6 protein-coding genes are annotated in these 5157 nt (G+C 70.8%); 4 read left to right on the forward strand and 2 right to left on the reverse strand.

Annotated features, from left to right (window positions below):
* Positions 1 to 207, forward strand: a 207-nt coding sequence (locus tag AB0H83_RS51370; RefSeq protein WP_360111230.1) for a ricin-type beta-trefoil lectin domain protein, incomplete at its 5' end; no start/stop codon positions are given.
* Positions 208 to 384: 177 nt separating this feature from the next.
* Here AB0H83_RS51370 and AB0H83_RS51375 read toward each other — a convergent pair.
* Positions 385 to 1623 (reverse strand): hypothetical protein, encoded by a 1239-nt coding sequence (locus AB0H83_RS51375; RefSeq protein ID WP_360111233.1) that lies wholly within the window; start codon positions 1621 to 1623, stop codon positions 385 to 387.
* A complete protein-coding gene (locus AB0H83_RS51380) occupies positions 1620 to 2135 on the reverse strand; it encodes a SigE family RNA polymerase sigma factor (RefSeq protein ID WP_360111236.1) in 516 nt (171 codons plus the stop codon). The genes AB0H83_RS51375 and AB0H83_RS51380 overlap by 4 nt, the downstream gene beginning before the upstream one ends.
* A gap of 289 nt (positions 2136 to 2424) precedes the next feature.
* On the opposite strand from AB0H83_RS51380, the gene AB0H83_RS51385 reads away from it, so the two are divergent.
* The 3 genes from AB0H83_RS51385 (at position 2425) to AB0H83_RS51395 (ending at position 4772) form a co-directional block, all read left to right on the forward strand.
* Positions 2425 to 3033, forward strand: a complete 609-nt coding sequence (locus tag AB0H83_RS51385; RefSeq protein ID WP_360111239.1) for a hypothetical protein — start codon at positions 2425 to 2427, stop codon at positions 3031 to 3033.
* Between the two features lie 63 nt (positions 3034 to 3096).
* A complete protein-coding gene (locus tag AB0H83_RS51390; RefSeq protein WP_360111242.1) occupies positions 3097 to 4281 on the forward strand; it encodes a NucA/NucB deoxyribonuclease domain-containing protein in 1185 nt (394 codons plus the stop codon).
* A gap of 50 nt (positions 4282 to 4331) precedes the next feature.
* The gene (locus AB0H83_RS51395; protein ID WP_360111245.1) at positions 4332 to 4772 is read left to right on the forward strand and encodes a hypothetical protein; all 441 of its coding nucleotides are present in this window, start codon (positions 4332 to 4334) and stop codon (positions 4770 to 4772) included.
* Positions 4773 to 5157 lie beyond the last annotated feature (385 nt).

Consider the following 5157-nt stretch of genomic DNA (forward strand, 5'->3'; position numbering starts at 1 on the left):
AGAGGCACCGCCAACGGCACGGCGGTCGTCATCTACGACTGCAACGGCGGCACCAACCAGCAGTGGAACCTCAACAGCAACGGCAGCATCACCGGGACGGCTTCCGGGCGTTGTCTCGACGTGGTGCAGAACGGCACCGCCAACGGATCCCGCATCCAGCTGTGGGACTGCACCGGCGGAGCGAACCAGGTGTGGTCCCGCGCGTAACCGACCGCGCGGAACCGCTTGAACAACAGGTGGGAACGATGGTCGACCATCGCGCCGACCACCCGCCACAAGCCCCGCGCTCTGAGGGGGGCCACGCGCAGCAATGCGCGTGGCCTACCCGGCAATACAGTGCACCTGATCTTGCTGGAGACGGCATGGAACCCGTAGCTTATCGGCTCATCGCGGCGCGGCCTCGTACTCCACCGTGACGTACACCCGGGAAAGGTCGCTCGTTCCCGTTGCGGGGACGATGTCGTGGCCGGCGGTGCCGACGCGGCCGACCGTCAGCGTGCCCAGCCGGTCAGAGTGCTGGGCTGGGTCGATGGCCACGATCCGGTTCGTGGCGACCACGTTCGCGTCCGCGGGCACCTTGTCCAGCCGGGCGCTGCCGCCAGCACCGACCACGCGGAGCGGCCGGTAGGTGATGTCGGTCAGCGCGTCGATGCCGAACGAGGCCGCGGTCACCAGTTCCACGTCGGCCTCCCCGCCGCTCGCCGCAGTGATCCGGCCGAGCAGCCCGTCCGGCGTCGCGACCAGTCGGCCTGGGAGGAGGGCCCGCGGCGAGCCCTGGATCCGGGCGTGGTCGGGCGATCGGGCGACGACCGTGACTGGCACGGCGACCGCGTCGCCGATGGCGCCGCCGTCGGCCGGGCCGCGGAAGACGACGGTGCCGGCGTGCCGTGCGATGACGGTGGTGTTGATCGGCGTACTGCCGGGTGGCAGCGACACGAGCAGCCGCCGGCCCAGGTCCGGGCCGCCGCCCTCGACCAGGTCCTGGTCCACCGCCGTCGAGTGGTAGCCGAAGCCGGTCACCCCGGGCGCGCCGAGCGCGAGCAGCCAGGCGGAGGGGCGGGAGCCGGGCGGCTCGGCGCCCGTCGCGGTACTCAATCGTCCGCTCACCATGCTCACCACCCGGGTCGTGACGGGGTCCGGCGCCGGCCGGTCCACGCGCAGACGTAGCCTGTCGCGGTCCTCGGCGCTGCCGGTCAAGATGGCCAGCCGAGGCTCGCCCTGCGCGTCGCGGCCCTCGAGGACCACGACCGGGCCGAGGACCGCTGGATCGCGGTCGACCAGCAGGGGATGTACGTCGGTGTGCGGGCCTGAGGCGCGGGTGTCGTCCCAGACGCGTACCGCCTCGGCCAGCAGGCCGGTGCCCGTGGCGTTGCCGGTGACCGGCCAGCCGAGGAACGGCCCGTCTGGAGCGGTGACGGGCATCGGCGCCGGCCGCGCCGCCAGCGCGACGCCGACGGTCACGACCGCGACCGCGGCGGCGACCGCGGCCAGGCCGCCCGCACGGCGCCGGCAGCGGAGCTGGCGGGTGCGGCGGCGGATCTCCTCATACGGCACCGACAGCGGGCCGAGTTCGCCGGCCAGGTCGTACAGCCGCCGCTGCAACAGGTCGTTGCCACCGTTCACCGGTCCACCTCCGCGGGTTGAGCATGGGTCTCCTCGGCGGGCAGGTCGCGGCGCAGTCGCTGCAGCCCGCGTGAGGTCAGGCTCTTGACGGTGCCGAGCGAGCAGCCGAGCACGGCGGCGGCCTGGTGCTCGGACATGTCCTCGTAGAACCGCAGCACCACGGCCGCGCGCTGCCGGGGCGGCAGCGCGGCGAGTGCCCGGCGCAGCAGGTCGCGGTCGTCCATCGTGGACGCCGCGTCTGCCAGGCTGCAGTCGGGGACCGCGTCGACCGGGATCTCCTGCCGCCAGCGACGTCTCCGGCTGCTGCGGAACACGTTGACCAGGATCTTGCGCACGTACGCATCCGGCGGCGCGTCGAGCCGATGCCAGGCCAGCGCAGCGCGGGCGAGCGCGGTCTGGACGAGATCCTCGGCCTCGTGCCGGTCGCCGCACAGCAAATACGCGGTACGCGTAAGGCGCTGATAGCCGGCCAGCACGAAGTCGCGGAAGTCGACCTCGCTGTCACGATCCACCCGCAACCTCCGGTCGGCCGCCGAACTCTTGTCACTCTCCCTACCCGCGACGTCCCTCAAAAGGTTGCCGCGCCGCGTTGCACAGGATCACGCAATGCGTATCCGTGCCCTGCAACCGGCTCAGCTACCTGGAGTCCGGGCTGATGACCACCTACCCGGAGCGGCTGACGCTGACCGCGCCGTTCGAGCACCGGATCCAGTTCCTCGACGGCAACGACGTCTGGCGCCGCCTGTACCTCGGTGAGACGTCGGCCAGGAACAGAACGCGTGCGGCGCGCCACCGACGCCGATGTCCTGGAACCTGCCGAACACCCCGCCGTACTGTTCCACCAGCGCCGTGAAGTCCGTCGACGGGGACGGCGTCACGAACCTCGACGTCTACACCGTTGCCAAACCCGCGACCGGCGCCCTCGCCGCGGTCCCGCCCGCCCCGGCGCCGACCATCGCGGCGACGATGCATAACGGAGTCGACCAGCGCGCGATCGCCGGCTGCCTGGCCCAGGACGCCAGCCAGTGCCTGCGCACCGTGCCCGGCCTGGCAGCGTGCGTCGCGGCCCGGAAGGTCTGCAACGTGACCGTGGCGGCGAGCCCCCGTGCCGACGCCCGCGCTCTTTCGCCTGGCGCCGTCCGGGCTGCGACCGGCTCGGTGCTGGCGGCCGACGTCATTTCGCGCAGCTCGTCGAAGACGGTCACCGCGGCGCAGTACCGGAAGGTCGCGCCACGTGCCCTGGGCTCGCTGCCGGGCGACGAGCCGGTCGTCGTGATCTCCGGCGACGAGACGGTGACCCGCATCCACGGCCGTGCGATCCGGGCGGCCCGCGGTTACGTCCTGGCCTACGACGCGCGCACCGGCGTGCTGCTCCATGCGTGCCTCGGCGCGCCATGCAAGCGGCCCTAATCCCTTTCCACCCCTCAGCGCGGCGGGGCGCCGCGGTGCGTCCCGCCGCCGCGAAAGGACACCATGAGAATTCGCAGGATCGTGCTCGGTTTCGGGCTCGTGCTCGCCCTCGTTCCCGTTGCCGCCGTCAGCCCCGCCGCGGCGTCGCCGGTGCCTGTCGCCGCTTCGGCGGCGGTCGCTCCGGCGGCGGCGCCGCGGCTGCAGTTCAGCCGGCTCGAGGAGGACGACTTCGAGACGCAGTGTCTGGCCACACCGTCGGCAGCGGTGGACCCCGGCTGGTTCCCCGACCGGTACGCACACTGTCGGCGCGGGACCGGGATCCACGACGTCTTCGACGCCAACAACGTCAAGGTCGGCGAGGTCCACGTCAGCCTCATCGTCATGGGGTTCGCCGTCAACGGTGAGCGGCGGGTCGACTACGCCGTGCGGGTCCTCGGGATCACCAAGGTCAACGCGCCCGAACTGCTCCTGGAAACGGTGAGCATCGGCATGTGGTTCGCCTGCGGCGTGTCGCTCACGCCTTGTGCCGGGCCGGCCGCGCCCAGCCGCGTCGACACCGTCACCGGCTGGCGCGCCGTCAACTACTTCACCACCACCCTGACGTCACCGGAGACCGCCGACCCTGGCGAGCAGCGGGTGCAGCGGCGTTTCGCCCTCGTCGTGGATCTGACGACACCTGGTCAGCCGTTCCTGCCCGGGCCGCCGATCGAGGCGATGTACTCCAACGTCCGCTACGACTCGGCCAGCTACGTCGGCCGGGCCAGGGGGACCGTGTTCCTCGACCACCGGCTGGTGCTCGTCATCGACGAACGCCTGGACAACCAGGACGAGAGCGCGCAGCACATCCGGCACGCCTTCGACCACCCAGTGCTCACCTTCACCAGCTGGGCCGGAAAGACCGTCCCCGGCAAGGATGACGGGATCCCAAGCGCCGACGATGAGCCCCTGACCCGGATGTACAACGAAGCGCAGAACGACGCCAACCGCGCCCAGTCCGAAAAGATCTGCAAGGAGCTCTACGGTCTGTGGGACAAGGACCTCGTCAACTGCGACGAGTTCCCGTTCGCCTCAACCTATGAGGGCTCCAAGACCGGCACCGAGGCCAACAACGGACTCCAGCGCTTCTCGGTCCGGCTGATCGACGCGGCCGACAACCAGTACGTCGGCAGGCAGTTGCTCGAGGTCGAGTTCTACCGCGCGCTGCGGGTCCTCGACGGCGACAAGTTCTTCGTCCGCGTGGTGTTCTGACGTGACCCGCCGGGGCGGCGGGTCACCCACCGCCCCGGTAGGCTGCTCGTGTGGCGAATCTGCTGGTGCGACGGAGGATGCTCGTGCATCCGACGTACCGGATGTTCGTGCTGCACGACCCGGAGTGCGACGACAGCTCGAATTTCAACGAGGCGATCGTCGCGGCGATCGCGGACTCTGTCGGCTGGGCGTATGGCATGGTCGCAGTCACCACCGTCGCGGAGGTCGGCAGAGTCCCGGTGACCGTCGAGATCTGGGACGCCGCCGCCGAGAACGCCGGTGCGGCCTGGTTCGCCGACCTGGACTTTCCCAGCGGGCGGTACTGCATCGACGCGGCCGTCGAGGCGGAGGACCGGCTCGGCATCGACCTGCCCGGCGGGCCTGCCGTCTATCGCGTCCATCTCACCGCCCGGCGCGACGCCGAGGAGGAGTACCTCTTCCACCTGTGGCGGATCGCAGACTCGCCGCCGTTGCCAGACGACGACGAGTAGGCCGGCGTTTTTGTCATACCCATGTGGGCGCTCGTGCCGGCGGTGTTGACGGCTGGCTCCGGCGAGCACGACGGGCACTGGTGCAAGCAGCTCCCCGCCGACACGGCGCACCTTGACCGGGCCTGAGCCAACTTCTCCGGGCTGGCCCTCCGGCGCTGTTGCGTTGTGGGATCGACGGACGCGGTCAACCGGCGTCGGGCCAAGGTCAGATCTGTACCTGCCGAAAATGTCATCCGGGCAGGTCAGGCGGCATGTTCGTACTGCGCGTGCAGTAAACGTCGCTGGTTGAGGATCAAGGTACGGTCGAGCAGTTCACGCCGGCAGGTCCGCACCCAGCGTTCCATCACCGCGTTCATGCGGGGCATCCGGACGCCGCTGAGCGCGA

Origin of the sequence: Dactylosporangium sp. NPDC050688 (assembly GCF_040654515.1) — a bacterium.
Taxonomy (GTDB): Bacteria; Actinomycetota; Actinomycetes; order Mycobacteriales; family Micromonosporaceae; genus Dactylosporangium.